The organism is Microcoleus sp. bin48.metabat.b7b8b9.023, from assembly GCF_013299185.1.
Lineage (GTDB): Bacteria > Cyanobacteriota > Cyanobacteriia > Cyanobacteriales > Microcoleaceae > Microcoleus.
Map to the genome: position 1 here is coordinate 1 of NZ_JAAFKG010000064.1, position 17,775 is coordinate 17,775.

Annotated in this window: 12 protein-coding genes; 8 read left to right on the top strand and 4 right to left on the bottom strand. The window is 44.5% G+C overall.

Going from position 1 to position 17,775, the window contains the following annotated elements; all coding sequences use genetic code 11:
- Positions 1 to 107 precede the first annotated feature (107 nt).
- The 3 genes from QZW82_RS27035 to QZW82_RS27045 form a co-directional block, all read right to left on the bottom strand.
- On the bottom strand, positions 108 to 1,079 hold the full coding sequence (locus QZW82_RS27035; protein ID WP_293155663.1) for a PQQ-binding-like beta-propeller repeat protein: 972 nt from the start codon (positions 1,077 to 1,079) through the stop codon (positions 108 to 110).
- 365 nt (positions 1,080 to 1,444) lie between these two features.
- On the bottom strand, positions 1,445 to 2,281 hold the full coding sequence (crtA, locus tag QZW82_RS27040; protein WP_293155666.1) for a cyanoexosortase A: 837 nt from the start codon (positions 2,279 to 2,281) through the stop codon (positions 1,445 to 1,447).
- Between the two features lie 160 nt (positions 2,282 to 2,441).
- Positions 2,442 to 3,107: a PEP-CTERM sorting domain-containing protein gene (locus QZW82_RS27045; protein WP_293155669.1), complete on the bottom strand. Its 666-nt coding sequence runs from the start codon at positions 3,105 to 3,107 to the stop codon at positions 2,442 to 2,444.
- A gap of 549 nt (positions 3,108 to 3,656) precedes the next feature.
- Between QZW82_RS27045 and QZW82_RS27050 the strand changes: the two genes are divergently transcribed.
- The 8 genes from QZW82_RS27050 (at position 3,657) to QZW82_RS27085 (ending at position 16,013) form a co-directional block, all read left to right on the top strand.
- Positions 3,657 to 5,771 (top strand): thioredoxin domain-containing protein, encoded by a 2,115-nt coding sequence (locus QZW82_RS27050; RefSeq protein ID WP_293155672.1) that lies wholly within the window; start codon positions 3,657 to 3,659, stop codon positions 5,769 to 5,771.
- A 442-nt stretch (positions 5,772 to 6,213) separates the two neighbouring features.
- Complete coding sequence (locus tag QZW82_RS27055) at positions 6,214 to 7,410, top strand: glycosyltransferase (protein WP_293155675.1); 1,197 nt, start codon at positions 6,214 to 6,216, stop codon at positions 7,408 to 7,410.
- A gap of 195 nt (positions 7,411 to 7,605) precedes the next feature.
- Entirely contained in the window at positions 7,606 to 8,922 is a 1,317-nt protein-coding gene (locus tag QZW82_RS27060) for a glycosyltransferase (protein ID WP_293155678.1), read from the top strand.
- A 217-nt stretch (positions 8,923 to 9,139) separates the two neighbouring features.
- On the top strand, positions 9,140 to 9,316 hold the full coding sequence (locus QZW82_RS27065) for a hypothetical protein (RefSeq protein WP_293155681.1): 177 nt from the start codon (positions 9,140 to 9,142) through the stop codon (positions 9,314 to 9,316).
- Positions 9,307 to 10,551 (top strand): glycosyltransferase, encoded by a 1,245-nt coding sequence (locus tag QZW82_RS27070; protein WP_293155684.1) that lies wholly within the window; start codon positions 9,307 to 9,309, stop codon positions 10,549 to 10,551. Before QZW82_RS27065 ends, QZW82_RS27070 begins: the two co-directional genes overlap by 10 nt.
- On the top strand, positions 10,548 to 11,339 hold the full coding sequence (locus QZW82_RS27075) for an ABC transporter permease (RefSeq protein WP_293155687.1): 792 nt from the start codon (positions 10,548 to 10,550) through the stop codon (positions 11,337 to 11,339). Before QZW82_RS27070 ends, QZW82_RS27075 begins: the two co-directional genes overlap by 4 nt.
- The gene (locus QZW82_RS27080; protein WP_293155690.1) at positions 11,340 to 13,412 is read left to right on the top strand and encodes a Wzt carbohydrate-binding domain-containing protein; all 2,073 of its coding nucleotides are present in this window, start codon (positions 11,340 to 11,342) and stop codon (positions 13,410 to 13,412) included.
- A gap of 129 nt (positions 13,413 to 13,541) precedes the next feature.
- The gene (locus QZW82_RS27085) at positions 13,542 to 16,013 is read left to right on the top strand and encodes a sulfotransferase (RefSeq protein WP_293155693.1); all 2,472 of its coding nucleotides are present in this window, start codon (positions 13,542 to 13,544) and stop codon (positions 16,011 to 16,013) included.
- Positions 16,014 to 16,542: 529 nt separating this feature from the next.
- Here the strand turns inward: QZW82_RS27085 and QZW82_RS27090 are convergent.
- Entirely contained in the window at positions 16,543 to 17,769 is a 1,227-nt protein-coding gene (locus QZW82_RS27090; protein ID WP_293155696.1) for an NAD(P)/FAD-dependent oxidoreductase, read from the bottom strand.
- Between the last annotated feature and the right edge of the window lie 6 nt (positions 17,770 to 17,775).

The window sequence follows — 17,775 nt, forward strand, 5'->3', positions numbered from 1 at the left end:
TCCATTGAAAAACTAGAATCACTGTTACATAAACTTTTAAATGAAGGAGGACTAATTATGAAATGGAACCGAAAAATCAAAAATAAAGGTAACTTAGTTAATGCAGTTTAGATGTCGAACAGCTTATAGAAATCCCATACTATCTTTTTTGTTTTAATACTTATCCCATAAATATGTCCAGAACCCGCAGCTATAAACAGTCTATCTTTGAGCCGAGAAGGTGATGATTCTGCCACCAAGTTACCGCCGTGCTTGCTGATATCTCCTGGCGCATAAAGCTGCACTTCTGACAAGATCTGCGGTTGCTTAATTCCTTGTTTAACTTTCGCTTTGCTGACCGAACTATTGATAAAATAGCCGATCGCATTTTCCCCCGCATTGAACAACAGGCCATCGCCCAGATACAAAGCACTGCTATCGTTATCCTGACTGTAGCTCGGCGTTCTCCGGATGTCCAACTTCCACAGTTCCTTACCAGTTCTAAAAGATATTGCCCTAAAACTCGGGACAACATTTTTGCCACCACCGCCGCTGCGGCTGCCTTGCAAAATCACAATTCTGTTTTCAGCGTTGGCTGTTTTGTCGATATAAATTGTTGAACTTCCTTTAATTATATCATCAAATTCATAGCGCCAAACTTCCTTATTCGTCGCCATGTCTATTTTGTGCAAATAGTGGTCGAAAGAACCTATAATTAAATAAGTTTTATCCCGATCTCTGGTAATAGTTGGCTGTCCTGTCCAACCGGCACCACTCCAAACTTGAGATTGCCTTCCCAGAAAAGTCCGGCCGCTTCCTAGCTCAAACTTGTTGATTAACTTCAAGCCTTTGGGGACACCTCTACCGTAAAACCTGCGCTGGTCATTTCCTAAAAAAGTCGGCACGAATAATTCTACTTCGGGAATTACTTTTTTAGTCGGAACTTTCTTACTATTGCTGTTTAATGCCGCTTGGTTCGATGGTTCGGCTTGGTTTGAGGGTTCAGCTTGGCACTGTTTGAGAATAGCGGGAGGAAATGCGGCAGTCAGTAAAAATTTTCCGAGCCGTTGATTGAACGTTCTTCGAGATGATAAACTCATTGTAGCTCTCAATAATCAATCATCATATTAAAACACGATCGAGGCGGTCGGTCTGAATAAATTTAACGAGAGTGCGTCTAAATAAAATGTCTAAATAAATTTGTAAATATTGCCCCGTGTCTGCCATCCCGTCTTTCAGGCGCAGATGAGTGTTAAATAACGAATAATTAATAAGACATAACTTATTAATCAAAAAGTAAAGCTGGGATTTTTTTGCAAACATACATAAAATACTATCAAAATATAATCAAAATAAGAGCTTCAAAAAAAAATATATTAATTACCATAATTGGCTGTTGATAGATTCAAAAAAAATGAGGCATTCCTACTAATATTTTCGTGATATTATTTCACGTTTAAACTAATTAATTTGCCAAAAATTTACGAATTTTGCTATCTTTTTTCAAGAGAAATTGATAAAATATCCCAAACAAAATTACCGCAATCATCCCCACCACTAAAGAACCTTCACCATCATGCCAATATTTAAACAAATCTAGGCGCTTATGTGCAACTAACAATGCCATTGCAGCCACTCTAAAACCATTGACAATATAACCCAAAGCGATAGCTACACCTATTACCAAAGCTTTATTTTGTTTTGTAGGAAACATCACTAAACAAACTACAGATAAACCTAATAAGTAATTCATTGCCTCCATACCCGAACATCCCCCATATACAAAGACCCTTCCTGTCGGTAAAGCAACATAATTACCCTCACGCATTACATCAAAACCTAAATACCACAAAATAACATGAGCAAATTTAGTAGTAAGTGTGGCCATATTCTCCGATAAAGGTGATGTAATTACACTGGGAACTCCCTGGACAAATAGTATTAGCAATTCACGCCAATATTGTTTTAAATGTTTAAAACCTACCGCAATTAGGCTCAAACCTAAACCAGATAAAAAAGGTGCCAGTCTTAAAAAATAACTTGATTGACTGGAAACCATAGCACTTTTTAATAAAATAAAAGCTATTAATATGGTTCCAGCAACTATTGATATTGTGTCACTTTTTACCCCTCCTTGTTTTAGACTATCCTGCTTATCCCAAAGTAGGGAACCCACAGCCAACCAAAAAACTATACTCATATAAAAATGTGCTATATCCCCCATTTTCCAAAGGAGTGTCATGTTCAGTGTTATTAAACCTGTGGCAATAACGATTAGCAAAAAAAGTTTTCTTTTAAACATTTTGATATTAGTTATTAGTTAATAGATTAGATGGTGTGATTTAAATAATACCCAGATATTAGGAAAACTGGTTTCTTGATGAAACCAGATTTTTAGAGATATCTAGAAGTAATTATTTGGGGTCAACCCCTGATGCAAAACCCCTTAAAATGATGGCTGTCTATTCAGCTTTTTGAGCTTGAGCGCGTTGCTTTTTGAACATGGCGCCAAAACCAACTGCGGCTCCCGCAGCAAGCATGGTTAAAGGTTCGGGAGTATTTTCAGTGTTGGCACTGCTGCTGACGAAAGTATCGCTTGCACCATTGGGCAACGCTTGAACGTGCAAACCTAATTTTAAGGCACCGCTATTCAAGGCGGCAATTACATTATTATAATTACCACTAAAGCTCAATCCCAGAGCTTCGCCACCTTGGACGCCCCATTTATTACCAGCACCATTGTCACGTGAGAAGGCATAGTCTGTGGTGAAGCCATTACCACCTTGAGGGAGCTGATCGTTAGAAGCACCACCAGTAAAGGCTACGTCACCAGTGTTGCCAACGTTAGCTGTGGGAGCAGACAGATAGCCATTATCATCAAAGAAAACTTTACTAATAAACATAGTAGAGGCTGCGGCATTGCCCGAGTTGGCAATCTTAAAAAAAACTGATGATGCATTTCCTGTTACGTCAAAGGTAAAGCTATCTTTATAGGCGTCTCCCACTGTATCGCCACCCACGACATTACCAAAGGTGAAGGCGGAGGCAGGTGCAGCGGACAAAGCACTAAGAGCAGCGACACTGGCAACAGATACAATGGACTGAACAAATGTTAATGGAAATTTCATGATTAATACCTTATGTTTGCAAGTTTGCTGGACTTATGTTTGTTTCGTTCACATCTTCAATATAAGCCTAAAAACAGGTAGGCGCAATATGTTTTGATAAAGTTTTGATGAAGTTTTTGAGGAATGAAGATGCTCCTGGAATTTACCGAAATTTGTGAATTCATTGACCGTACTTAGGTGTTTTCTCTTACGCACGTAGATTTTGATTTTAGCAGCAGCAACGGCTGGAATCAGCGAAGAACACAGTGTAACCTATGTTGATTGAAGGCTATCCGACACGATCGACTCATTTTCAACCCAGATAACTTAAGCTATCAGACAATATCCTTGAGATAATACCGTTGCGGAAGTAAAAGTCGGTGAAACACAGATACCGAGATTGCTGCGCTGTTCGCTCCGGTCAGCAATGACACACAAAACTGTTAACCCAAGTATATTGAGTGATAATTTTAAAAGAGGGCGAATGAGAAGGATGCAACTACAACATCTGGCGCTAAACTGCTAGAGAAGTAACAAGCGCAGTCAGCACGAGTTAAATTATCTTTGATTATGGTCAACCGTCTTGCTCAATCCCAAAGCCTTTACCTGCGGAAACACGCCGAAAACCCGATCGACTGGTGGCCCTGGTGCGACGAAGCCTTAGAAACGGCCCTGCGCCAAAATAAACCGATTTTTTTGTCAATTGGCTACTCTAGTTGCCACTGGTGTACAGTGATGGAAGGAGAAGCATTTTCCGATCGCGCGATCGCCGAATACATGAATTCGCAGTTTGTACCGATAAAAGTCGATCGCGAAGAACGCCCGGACATCGACAGCATATATATGCAAGCTTTGCAAATGATGACCGGCCAAGGCGGTTGGCCGCTCAACGTTTTTCTCACTCCCGACGAGCGAGTTCCCTTCTACGGTGGCACTTATTTCCCCGTAACTCCGCGCTACGGACGCCCCGGATTTTTAGAAGTTTTGCAATCTATTCGCCGCTTTTACGACACAGAAAAGCGCAAATTGCAAGCCTTCAAAGGAGAAATTTTAGACAACCTCCACCAGTCGGCGCTGCTGTCAGTAGCAACCGCAGAATTAAATCGCGAAGTCTTCCAAAAAGGCTTAGAACTCAATACCGGAATTATTGCCGGCAGTAACCCCGGGCCCAGTTTTCCAATGATGCCCTATGCTGAGCTAGCACTGCGGGGAACGCGCTTTAATTTTGATGCAAAATACGATAGCAAACAAGTCTGCACTCAGCGCGGCTTAGACTTAGCCTTGGGCGGCATTTACGACCACGTAGGCGGGGGATTTCACCGCTATACGGTTGACGCGACTTGGACTGTGCCGCACTTTGAAAAAATGCTCTACGACAACGGTCAAATTGTAGAGTATTTAGCGAATTTGTGGAGCGCGGGAATTGAAGAACCGGCTTTTGAAGGTGCGATCGCGCGGACAGTAGAATGGTTGAAGAGAGAAATGACCGCGCCGAGCGGCTATTTCTACGCAGCACAGGATGCTGACAGTTTTACCGCCCCAACCTCCCCTTACCAAGGGGGGGCAACGGGGGGGTCTGAGCCGGAAGAAGGAGCGTTTTATGTTTGGACTTACACCGAACTACAAACCCTGTTAACTATCGAGGAATTTGCTGAAATTCAAGAAGCGTTTGATATTAGTCGCAGCGGCAATTTTGAAGGCAAAAATGTATTGCAGCGCCGACATCCGGGAAAACTCAATGCAACCGTAGAAACGGCATTAGCTAAACTTTTTGCTCTGCGCTACGGCAACTATCCAGATGCTGTGAAAACCTTTCCGCCCGCCCGCAACAATCAAGAAGCGAAAAACGACAGTTGGCCGGGGAGAATTCCCGCAGTTACTGACACTAAAATGATTGCGGCTTGGAATAGCTTAATGATTTCGGGTTTGGCGCGGGCGGCGGCTGTTTTTGGGAATTTTGAGTATTTGGAATTGGCTGTGAAAGCTGCTAATTTTATTTTAGACAATCAGTGGATTGACGGGCGGTTTCAGCGACTGAATTATGACGGACAATCTGCTGTGGCGGCGCAGTCAGAAGATTATGCTTTGTTTGTGAAAGCTTTGTTGGATTTGCATCAAGCGAGTTTGATGTTAGGAAACGGGGAATCTGTACAGCAATTGCCGAATTCTCAGTTTTGGCTGGAGAAAGCTGTGCGGGTGCAAGATGAGTTTGATGAGTTTTTGTGGAGCGTGGAATTGGGCGGGTATTACAATACTGCTAAGGATGCTAGCGGGGATTTGTTGGTGCGAGAACGCAGTTATACTGACAATGCTACTCCGGCGGCGAATGGAATTGCGATCGCCTCTTTGGTTCGTTTGGCGCTGTTGGATCAGAATTTAGAATATCTCGATCGCGCCGAACAAGCTTTGCAAGCTTTCAGCAGTATTGTCCGAGATAGTCCCCAAGCTTGTCCGAGTCTACTTTCGGCTTTGGATTGGTACCAGCATTCTACCCTAATTCGCACGTCGCCCGACCAGATTCCTGGATTGATTTCGCGGTATTATCCGACTGCTGTCTGTCAGATTGAGGCTGATTTACCTGAAGGTGTTATCGGGTTAGTTTGTGAGTGTTTGACTTGCAAAGAACCTGCGAAAAGCCAAGAGATGCTGTTAGCAGAAATTTTGCACAGTCAAACGCGAGTATAGAAGCAGAAGGACTGAAGTCCGAACTATCGAACCTGTATAGAAGCAGAAGGACTGAAGTCCTTACTACAAACCAGTTCGTAGTAAGGACTTTAGTCCTTTCAATGTTTGTTAGCCCTCGATAGCAGGGGCGATTAACACCTGCAATTGACATCAGCCCGGACGTGCGATCGCCTTCGAGGGTAAAAATTGTGTAGAATAAAAACTTGACATCAGCCGACGATCGAAAGTAAAAATAAATAACAGCAATCACCAAAATGAGGCTTTATGTTTGATTCGCGATCGGTGAGCGACAAGTATGACATTGATAAATTGCTATCTCCTACAACAATTTTGGCTAAAAGACATCCGGTAAAATACGGAGAATAGATGTTTTTTTTGAACCTTGTTCAGCAATCTAAAATTCACAATTCTGCAATCTAAAATCTAAAATCTAAAATCTAAAATGGCAACAGCTATTCTCGACCTGGAAATCTCCCAACTACCGCCAGAAATAGCGGTTGAGGAGCGTTACAGCAAAGCCTTGGTTTTAATTAGACTGCACGGAAAACCGATCGGTCAAGCGACTTTACCCGCAGTCGGAGGTCGCATTGAGGGTTCTCAATTGCGGGAAACACTGATGAATGCTGTGGGCGATCGCCTTTGGAAAGATTGGCTCTACGATACCCTGGAATGGGACGAACGCGGGCCGGTACAGGCAATGCCAACAGCCACTGTAGCGGTTTGCACGCGCGATCGCCCGGAAGATTTGCAGCGCTGTCTCGACGCGTTTATGCGGCTGCCCGACGACGGTCAGGAATACTTAGTAATTGACAACTGTCCCGCCACGGAGGCGAGCAGGGAACTGGTTGAAAACTATCCAAAAGTCCGCTATGTGCGCGAGGACGTACCGGGCTCCAGCGCTGCCCGCAACCGAGCTTTACGCGAAGCTAAACACGACTTTGTAGCGTTTACAGATGACGATGCCGTGCCAGATCCGAATTGGTTGCGATCGCTCTTGCAAAATTTTAGCGATCCGCGAGTTATGTGCGTCACGGGGCTGATTATGCCTTTAGAACTCGAAACCAAAGCACAAGAATGGTTCGAGCGCTACAGCCCCCACGGGCGGGGCTTCTATCGCCAAGTTTTTGATGGGGCACACTGCAACCCGCTGATTGTAGCTTCGGTGGGTGTGTCAGCGAGTATGGCTTTGCGGAAAAGCGCGATCGACTCGATAGGCCTGTTTGACGAAGCTTTGGGGGCGGGGACGCCGACTGTCGGGGGCGAAGACTGCGAACTGTTTGCCCGCATTTTGCGCGCTGGCTACCGCATCGTCTACGAACCGAGAGCCTTGAGTTGGCACCGCCACCGCCGCACCTGGGAAGAATTGGAAAAAACGCTGCACGGCTACGGCATCGGAGTCTATGCTTTTTGGACTCGGATGTTTTTTATCAACCGAGAATTTAGCGTACCTCTATTAGCTTGGGGATGGCTGCGGCACAAACAAATTCCTGAATTAGTTGCTTCTTTGCGCAAGCGACCCGAATCCGTTCCGAGCGATTTGCTGTTAGCTCAATTGCGCGGCTGTGCTAAGGGCCCGATGGCTTATTTTGCTTCTCGGAAGCAGTTTGAAAAAATCCCAGAAGAAGTCATTAGTCAGTAGTTAGTAGTCATTAGTTAATGTCAACTATAGCGGTTATCAGATGAGGTAAGTTGTTGGGCTTGGGCCCTGTGATTTTAGTGGAGAGGGCGGGCACGGGGGCGCCGCCCCTACAATAGGTCAACTATCATTAGTCACGAGTAAATCACAAATTACCAATTACCAATTACCAATTACCAATTACCAATCCAATCTAATATGAATAGAGAAAATCCAACTGTTAGTATAATTATTCCCAGTCACAATCGTAGTTCTTCGCTGCGGCGGGCTCTCGATGCTCTGCGATCGCAAACTTATCCGATCGACCTCATGGAAGTTACAGTCGTCGCAGATAACTGCATTGACGATACTTTGGCAATGCTACAAGACTACAAAGCTCCATTTAAACTGCACGCGATCGAGGTAAATTGCCGGAGTGCTTCAATTGCCCGCAATACAGGAGCATCGGCTGCTAGCGGACAATTGCTGCTGTTTCTGGATGACGATATCGAAGCCATGCCGCTACTGGTGGAAAGCCACGTTCGGACTCACCAAGAACGACCGGGCTCCGTGGTTATGGGCCCTTACCCGCCTAAGTTGCAAGGAAGCACTAGATATTTTGATGTGGAAGTGCGGGCTTGGTGGGAAGAAAAATTTTATCTGATGAGCCGCCACGATCGCCGATTCGAGTACGAAGATTTGGTTAGTGGGAATCTTTCTCTGGATGCACAACTGTTTGCTCGTCTAAATGGCTTCGATGCGGCTTTCGGGAACTGCGGCGGCGAAGATTACGAGTTTGGGGTGCGCTTGCTGAAAGCTGGTGTACCTTTTGTGATGGCGACTGAAGCTGTCGGCTATCATTACGAACACGAAACTAACAATCTCGATCGCTCTTTTCGCCGAGCTCGTCAAGAAGGGCGATCGGATGTTTTAATCGGTCAGCGACACCCGGAACTCAGACCCCTACTGCACATCAAAGACTACGAAATTCCTTATTCCTTGGCAGACAAAATTTTAACTAATGTCGCGTTTTCCTGGCCGGCGGCGGTGGATTTGCTGGCTGCGGGACTGAGAAAAGCTCTGGATGTTCTCGAAAACTTGGGGATGCGTACAACTTGGCGGTGGCTGCGCGGAAAATTGCGCGGTTATTGGTATTTTCGGGGGGTGATTGATGAGTTGAAAACTCGATCGGCAATTTCTAGTTTTATGCAGGGTGGGGCGGCCCGCGCCGATTTGAGCGATCGCGAAATAGAGATCGATTTGCAGCAAGGTTGGGAAGCAGCAGAAAGGTTGCTCGACGCTGAACGGCCCGATGGCATTTATCTCCGTTACGGTGAAATGCTTGTCGGTCACGTCACTCCCAAATTTGGTGTCGAGCCGCTGCGGGGCGTCCACCTGCGTTCAATTCTGGCTAATCTAGTGTCGGATCAATTGCTAATTGCGATCGCGGTTAACGGTATGCCCAAAACTGCTGAAACAAATCTCGAAAACCCTCTAATTGCTTTGGAAAAAAATTATGAGTTGGCAGTTGAATAATGCGTAATTGTTCATTGGTAATGGGGAATAAAAGGTTCCCAGGCACAGCGAAAGGAACCTAGATCCAGAGGCTCTGCCTCGGCACAGGATTATGAAGCAGAGCCTCCTAATCTCCGTTACCAGGCACAGCCTGGTAACGAGTAAATTCTTCCTTCTTCCTTCTTCTTACCAGAAAGAATTGGTTGAAATCCGGAACCGAGAGCGGGAGAAATTCAGATTGGACTATTCATTAATTCAATCCTCGGACTTAAGGATAGAGAGCGCTCTCTTTCGGTCAACTGTCAACTGTCAACTGTCAACTGTCAACTGTCAACTGTCAACTGTCAACTGTCAACTGTCAACTGTCAACTGTCAACTGTTGAACACTATTTTTAGGAGCAATTTATGGGAATAAAACTACTGAAAATCGAGTTTTTAGAACCGATAAATCCGATTCGCGGACTTGAGAAATACGAAAAAATCCGCCTCTTGGTATTCTATCGGGGAGTGCCTCTAAAATGGGTGGAAATATTAAACGATCCTTGGCAGGCAATTATTTCGGCAGAGCGGGTGCGATCGACAATTGTGGCACAAATAGGCAAGGAATTGGCAAAAGTAATTCTCCCAGAGCATTTGGGCTTGGAAAGAAAGCCAAATTATCCGCTGCCCCCAATTAGCGTGGTTATCTGCACGCGCGATCGCACAGACTTACTTAAAGGCGCTCTGGAAGCAATCCTTGCTGTGGACTATCCCGATCGCGAAATCATCGTTATAGACAACGCTCCTTCCAACACCAGCACCGCTGAATTCGTGGCGCGATTACCTGTACGCTACGTCAAGGAAGAACGGCCAGGATTGGATTGGGCGCGCAATCGCGGTATCGCTGAAGCCAGCCACGAGATTGTTGTTTTTACAGACGACGACGTGCGACCGGATGTCGGTTGGCTGCGAGGAATGGCTGCGGGTTTTGCTGACCCGGAAATTATGGCAGTTAGCGGTTTAGTGGCGCCAGCGGAACTCGAAACAGAGGCTCAAATTCAATTTGAATTCGACTATGGGGGAATGCTGCAATACACCCACTGTTTTAAAGTTGATGGTAGGCAGCTTTCGGCGAAGGGCTTGCTGTGGTCGAGCGCTTACGGAGTCGGCGCCAATATGGGTTTCCGGCGTCAAGTGTTCGCGGAAGTTGGGAATTTTGACCCAGCTTTGGATGTGGGGACTCCGACTCGGGGGGCTGGGGATATCGAGATGTTTCACCGGATTTTGGCGAAGGGATACTCGACTTTCTACGAACCCAGAGCTTTAGTGTGGCACGTACACAGGCGCAGCGGCGAGGCTTTGAGCCGGCAGCTAAGGGATAACGGACGCGGTTTTGGGGCTTATTTGTTGACGTGCGATCGCAACCGTACAGTCAGCCGCCTGGAAATTTTGCGTTTTGCTTGGTCTGAGTGGATTAGCGGGTGGATGCTGAAGCGTTTGAGGCATCCGGGCTGGTTTCCTCGCAAATTGATCGTGAGCGAGTTGATGGGAGCTCTGCAAAGTCCTTTTGCTTACAGGGAAGCGCAGTTGCAAGCCCAGCGGTTGGCCGCTCTCCCCGAGGAGGAATTGCAGGAAGTTGAACAGCCGATAATCGTTGGAGGTTTACAGTGATCAAAGCGGTAAAACTGGTAAATCGGCGCAAAATTGCTCATTTTTTCGATTTGCTGCGGGAGTTGGTCGATCGCGACATGAAACTACTCTACAAGCGATCGACCCTGGGGATTGCTTGGACTTTGATCAACCCGCTGTTGCAGTTGGCGGTTTTTTCCTTTGTATTTCGATCGGTAATTCCGGTAAATATTCCGCAGTTTTCTTCCTTTGCATTCAGCGGTTTGTTAATTTGGACTTGGACTCAGACAGCACTGTTTCAAGCAACCGGACTAATTACGGGAAATCTGGCTCTAATCAGACAGCCAAATTTTCCGACAGCTATTTTGCCTGTAGTGACAACTACCACCGGATTGATTCACTTTCTGCTGGCGCTGCCGGTGCTAATTATCTTTTTGGCAATGGACGGAATTCAGCCAACTTCAGCGCTGCTTTCCCTGCCACTTTTGATGATTATTCAATTCATTTTGACTGTGAGTTTAGCCTATCCCCTAGCAGCCATTAACGTTACGTTCCGAGACACCCAGCACACTTTGGGCGTGTTGTTGCAGATGCTTTTTTACCTAACTCCAATTTTCTACGACCTCAAAAGCGTACCCAAAGAATTTCAGCCTTTCTATCAGTTAAATCCGATGGTGCCGCTGATAGAAGCTTACCGGGCAATACTGCTCAAAGGCATCCAGCCGAACTGGCCAACCCTGCTAATTCTTAGCTTGGTTGTGGCTGCTCTTTTGCCGCTCGGACTAGGAATTTTTAGACGACAAAGCGATCGATTTGTGGAGGAATTGTAAATGCGTAACGCTATTGTAGTTAACGGTTTAGGTAAGCGTTTCAACCGCTACAGTGCCGATCGACCTCTGACAATTATGGAGGCTGCATTGTGGGGTTGGTGGCGGATGAAACCCCAGGCAAGTTTTTGGGCGCTGCGGGATGTCAGCTTTACAGTTGCGCCAGGGGAAATGCTGGGAATTCTCGGCAAAAATGGGGCGGGAAAATCCACGCTGCTGCAACTTGTTGGCGGTATCGGCCGCGCTGAGGAAGGCACGATTAAAGTTAACGGTAGAATTGGCGGTTTGTTAGATTTGGGTGCCGGTTTTCACTCGGATTTAACGGGCAGAGAAAATGTGTTTGTGGGCGCAGTGGTGGCCGGTTTGACTCGCCGGGAAGCGGCGCGCCGGTTTGACGAGATTGTTGAATTTGCGGAATTAGAACAGTTTATCGACAGCCCGCTGCGGACTTACAGCACGGGGATGCGAATGCGGTTGGCTTTTTCAGTGGCAATTCATACCAATCCGGAAGTCTTGTTAATTGATGAATATTTGTCGGTTGGAGACGTGGCTTTTCAAACTAAATGTTTGAAAAAGATAGATGAGTTTAAAAATCAAGGAGCAGCGATTGTTTTAATTTCTCACAGTGCGGCGCAAATTCAAAAAACTTGCGATCGGGGTATGTGGCTGCGGGATGGTAAAATCATGGCTTACGGAGAGACGGAAATCGTAGTCGGCCAGTATTTGTCGGAAATGCGATCGGAAACTGACAAGCGCACTCCCATGCGTCCTCCTCAAGTTACAAGTACGGGATCGGAATTGCGAGTTAATGAAAACCGTTTCGGTTCTTTGGACGTAGAAATTACGGATGTCAAAGTGTTGCCGGATGAAGAAATAGACAGCGGCGATACGATTACTATTGAAATTCATTATACGGTTCCGAAACCGATTGCTGCTGCTATTTTTGGGGTGACAATCAGTCGGGAAGACGGTCAAAGTTGTTTTGAGACTAATACTAATCAAATGGGGCGGTTGATACCGCTGGCGAAAGGTAAAGGCAAAATCCGGCTGCACGTAGACAGGCTGGATTTAGGAAACGGGCAGTATTACGTGAATCCTGGGGTTTACGAGAAGAATTGGGCCTACGCCTACGATTATCACTGGCACGTTTATCCGCTGTACGTGCGATCGACTGTACACCAAAAAACGATCCTTTGTCCGCCCTACCGCTGGGAGTTTGACGGCAAAATGGAGGTGCTGGATTTGCCAGAAACAACTGACAAAGTTCACGCTTTGAACAAAAATAATCCCAGCTACGCCAAGATTTCCACTCAGTTGAAAAATAAGCAGTCACCTGACTTTTTAATTCTGGGCGCTCAAAAGTGCAGCACCGAAGCTTTATACGGCTATCTAGAAAATCACTTGCAAAATATCAAAGAAGGTGCTAAGCAAGTACACTTTTTTGAATTGAATTTCGAGCGCGGTGTTGAGTGGTACAGCAAGCAGTTGACGCGGAGTGTCGCAGGTGACAAAGTGCTGCTGTGGGAGATGACTCCTTACTATATTTACCATCCGTTGGTGGCCGAGCGGGTTTACAAGTGTTTCCCGGATGTTAAGCTGATTGTGATGCTCCGCAACCCGGTACAAAGAGCGTGGATGCACTATCATTTAGAAGTGGCGATCGGCTGTGAAAAGCTGGATTTTGAAAAGGCGATCGCATCTGAACCAGACAGACTCAAAGGTGAGATCGAAAAAATCAAAGCCGATGAAGGTTATTACAGTTTCAACCACCAGCATTATTCCTACTTGTCGCGGGGAATCTATGTCGAACAACTCAAGAATTGGCTCGATTATTTCCCCAGGGAACAGTTGCTAATTCTCAAAAGCGAAGATTTTCAAAAAAATCCGGGAGATGTGTTTTCTCAGGTGTTAGAATTCTTGGATATCAAGGCTAGTGCTGTTAAAGAATATCATGCTAATAGTGCTGAGGATTACAGCAATATGCCTGCGGAAATAGAACAAGAATTAACAAATTATTTTAAGCATTACAATCAGGAGCTTTCTGACTTGTTGAAGGAAGATTTTAGTTGGAGTTAGGAAAAAAGTTTTTAACCACAGAGGGCGCAGAGAGCGCAGAGAGGAAGATGAATCATACCTCTTCTTTCTCTTCCTCTGTGTCCTCTGCGCTCTCTGCGGTTCACTTAAAAAAGATCGTAAAGTATAAAAATGAAACGAATATTTTTAGTAGGAGCTCCGAGAAGCGGTACGACAATTCTGCAAAGTTTATTAGCCGCCCATCCCGAAGTTATTTCTTTCCCTGAATCTAAGTTTTTTCACTATTTATTGTACGAGAAGTTTGTGGCAAAGTTGCCAAGTAGGATAGAAGCTTTTTTCAATGATGAGATTAATCGCCCTGAACTTTTGGAAGGTTTTGATGACAGTCAAAGTGTGGAAGCTAAAGTTAGTTGGTTTGTGAGAGTTTTGGATGGTTTGGCTGCGGAAGAAAACAAAAGCATTTGGTTGGAAAAAACGCCGGAACACATATATTTTATTGAGGATATAGAGCGCTTTTTGCCGGATGTTAAGTTTATACATATTTTGCGAAATAGTATGGATTGCATCGCTTCTATGTATGAAGCCACTCGAAATTTTAACGAATTGTGGGGTAGTGGTTGGGATTTAGAACGCTGTATCGAGCGATGGAAATATGCAGTATTAACTAGCCATAACTATCTGGATAAATCTAATCATATATTGGTTAGATATGAAGATTTTGTAGAAAACAAAAAATTAGTTTTAGAGGATATTTGTAATTTTATTGGAATTGAGTATGATGCTGAAATGCTGATTAATTATAAGGAAAAAGCAGCTAAGCTGAGTTTGAATTTACCTTGGCACCAAGGAATTGCCAGGGATATTCAAAGCACTAAGGTTCACAAATATCATCGAGTTTTTAAAGATAGTGAAATTAAAAATATTCTAACTCATATCGAGTGGGTAAATTCGAGAATTGCCTACAAGGTTACGGTGGAGGTGAGCGAATTAATTTCGGATATTAAGGTTCCACAAATATTCGATCGCCTGTGCTGTACAATCAAGTTAGCAGGTGTTGAACTCGAAGTTAGGGATTTGGAGCTTAATACTATACCAATCCTTTGGCTGCTCCTTCGACAATACAATAGCATGGCTGGGCTCTTATTTCTACGCAAGTCCCTTATTGAATTGCCCATCTGTGACGGGATTGTGACGGGTGCGGTGTTGGCAGATGCGATCGCAGCCCAGTTTGCTTGGCCAATACTTTCACGCTTCTTTCAACACAATCCAGAAACTCCCCAACTGGAATGGACGCTATTTTTACAAGAAATCTGGAATCGTCCGAATTGGGTTGAGGCTAATTTTTACAATCCCGAAACCGCCGATGAAGCAGTCACAATCACTCTCGATGGAGACTTGATTGCTGTGGAAGTTAGCGCAGAATTGCCTAACATCAAAGTTGAGCTTGCTGAAATTGACGTGCTGGTGACAGTAGGCGGTGTGGCGATCGCTATTGTAACCGTTACCGTGGAAAATAACTTTGTTTCTGCTCAAAAAGTGCGATCGACAATTACTCGACATATCGGTTTTGAGTTGTGCGTCGCCACCGTGCGAGAAGCTTTGTTGGGAAAACCATTAGATAATAAGCAATCGCTGCGCGAGCACTTAACCTCTGCTGCCCAACAAAGGTCGAATCTACCCGACTGGTTGAATGCAAAGGGTTCTAGGGGCATTTACCCCCAAGATGCGGTGATGTTTGGTAGGCGATACGGTGCCACAGGAACCAGTATCAGCCGTCGCGCCGCACTCCCTGCCCAGGCGCTGCGGGAATTAACGAAATCAGCAGCAATCGCAGGGGAAGTGATAATGCAAATTCCCCGAGAAAACGAGTTACCAAAGCAATTATTTTACGCACCCGAAATCATTTGGCAAAAATCGCCTCACCGACAAGTTTCTCACTCAGTGAAACCTCAAATATTTGACATTGATAGCATTACAGAAAAACTCTCGATTCTCGCCTACCGTCGCATTTCTCCCGATGCTATAAATGCAATTACTCCGCAGGTTTTTGAACAACAGTTGCAGTATCTGAAAGAAAATGGTTATTACAGTGCAACTTGGGAAGATTGGCAAAATGCAATACTAACTAAAACTCCTTTACCAGGTAAAGCTGTATTGATAACTTTTGACGGTGGCTATCTCGACTTTTTAACCTACGCTTTCCCTTTGCTAAAACGCCTTGACTTTACAGCCACTGTTTTTCTAGTAGCCGAGTCAATAGGAAAGACAAATAGTTGGGAAAAAGCCGAATTTGACCAAGTACAGTTAATGGAATGGCCGGAAATTAGACAATTGCGGGATGCAGGGATTGAATTTGGTTCCATGTCTGCCACTTATCAGCCTCTGACTTCATTGTCCCCCACAGAAATTGTGCGCGAAGCGGCGAAATCCCGCGCAACTTTGGAACGGGGATTAGGGAAAACTGTGAGAGTTTTTGCCTATCCCTACGGGAATGTCGATGAAATTGTAGCGCATTTAATCGGAGCAAGTGGGTATAGTTTCGGTGTATCATATAGATCGAGTACGAGCAATTTTTACGATTCTTTAATGTCGCTACCCCGCATTCAAGTAACAGCAGAAAATTTCTGGGAATTAGGTTTGTAGTGATGACTTTAGTCCGCAAGAAAACTGAAGTGCTCACTACAAATAATAGAAAAATTGGTTCGTAGTGAGGACTTTAGTCCGCATTCATCAAGGACTAAAGTCCTCACTCAGAAAAATTGGTTCGTAGTGAGGACTTTAGTCCGCATTCATCAAGGACTAAAGTCCTCACTCAGAAAAATTGGTTCGTAGTGAGGACTTTAGTCCGCATTTATCAAGGACTAAAGTCCTCACTCAGAAAAATTGGTTCGTAGTGAGGACTTTAGTCCGCATTTATCAAGGACTAAAGTCCTCACTCAGAAAAATTGGTTCGTAGTGAGGACTTTAGTCCGCATTCATCAAGGACTGAAGTCCTCACTACGAACCTAATTTATGATTGAAAAATTGGTTCGTAGTGAGGACTTTAGTCCGCATTTATCAAGGACTAAAGTCCTCACTCAGAAAAATTGGTTCGTAGTGAGGACTTTAGTCCGCATTCATCAAGGACTGAAGTCCTCACTACGAACCTAATTTATGATTGTTTAGATAATTGCTAGAAACTTTTTCTCAGCCGCTGCATCAATCCCTGAAATTTACGTCGCAAATAACCGCCAAATCCTCTGGAAATCTTCTCAAACTTATAATCAAATAAAATATCCATCACATCTTTAGTTTTCATGTACTTCAAATAAGAAATCATTTTATCCGTCAATTCATCATTCACATCATCAATATACTTTCTCACCGCCAACCTTTCCGAAATATTCCATTTCCGATGGAATTTGCGGTGCATTTGGGTCTCATAATCCCGAAAATCTGAGCTTTTCCCATCCAAATATTTTTCAATGTATTTCCCAGCTATTTCGGCGCCATCCATCCCGTGTCTGATACCCTCACCGCCCAGAAAATTTACTGTCGAGACAGTATCGCCGATCGCAATTATGTTATCCTTCCAATAAATATCCCGCAAACCAGGACTGTATTTCAGCGTCGAACCGTGCTTGTCAATAATTTTATAATTTTCCGACTTCAAATATTCATCAATCAGCAAATCAATATACTGTTTCAGCGGTGACAAATGCTTAACCGTTTTGGCATCTAAAAAAATGCGTCCCGCACCAACTTTCAGTCTATTTTGTTCCATGGGAAATATCCAAGAATAACCTTTCGGCATCCATTTATCACCCAAAAAGAAGATTAAATCATTGGCATATTTATTGTAAACTTCCGGTTCAACTTCAATTAAATATTCGATTCCGGTTCCCGACAAAAAATCAGGCTTATCATTTTCTTTGTCGTACATAATCGCCCTAGCAAAGCCAGTAGCATCAACCAAGACTTTCGTGGTAACTTTGATAAGTTTACTGTCAGATAACTGTTTAAATTCTACTGTGGTTTCGCCGTTGGCTTGGGAATGTCCGGTGTAGCGACAACCAAGCCAAACTTCACCGCCAAATCGCTCAACTTCGTCGGCTAAAAATGCTCTAAATTTAGCAAAGTTGAGCACAACTCCCAAACTTTCGGGAGATTCCCAAGTTTGACTAACTTTGCTAGTTTCAATAGTCAGTTTGTGCCAAAAACTGCCGATAACTGATTCGGGTAAATCGAATTGAGAGAGGGTTTCTAAAGGTGTGGCGGCGCTGGAAAAGTCATTTTTATTAAAATTGTCGTTTTGTTCTGCAAGCAAGACTTTGCGGCCGGATTTGGCTAGAATTCTTGCACAGTGGCCTCCTGCTGGGCCGGCTCCTACTATTACTATATCAAAATTTTTTAAATTCATCTTACT